This is a genomic window from Phormidium sp. CCY1219, from assembly GCF_035615515.1.
In the GTDB taxonomy this organism is placed as follows: Bacteria; Cyanobacteriota; Cyanobacteriia; order Cyanobacteriales; family Laspinemataceae; genus CCY1219.
In genome coordinates, this window is the sequence record NZ_JAJENT010000797.1 from 1 (window position 1) to 386 (window position 386).

1 protein-coding gene is annotated in these 386 nt (G+C 44.3%); it reads left to right on the forward strand.

Translation table 11 applies throughout. The annotated features are described in order from the left end of the window. Positions 1–54: 54 nt before the first annotated feature. A complete protein-coding gene (locus tag LKK83_RS24540) occupies positions 55–240 on the forward strand; it encodes an RRXRR domain-containing protein (protein WP_324634049.1) in 186 nt (61 codons plus the stop codon). Positions 241–386 lie beyond the last annotated feature (146 nt).

The following is a 386-nucleotide window of genomic DNA, read 5'->3' on the forward strand; positions in this document are numbered from 1 at the left end:
CTTTCCGAACATTGGCGAAGCACACATCACTCTTCGGAGTTAGAGACAAACACCATGTCTAATTTCGTTTTCGTACTTGACACCCAACTCAAACCGCTAACGCCTTGTTCACCCGGCACGGCACGGCGGTTGCTAAAGGCTCGGAAAGCGGCAATTTATTGTCGTTTTCCCTTCACGATCGTTCTCAAAAAAACGGTCGAAGAGACTCCCAAACCCTGCCGAGTGATAATTGATAATTGATAATTGATAATTGATAATTGATAATTGTCAATTGTCAATTGTCAATTATGGTACGCGGCAAATGTGTCCCACGGATAAGTTTGGATTTCCAAAGCGTTACGTGCCGCGATTCAAGTTCGTTAAAGGCTTTCAAACCGGGGATATCG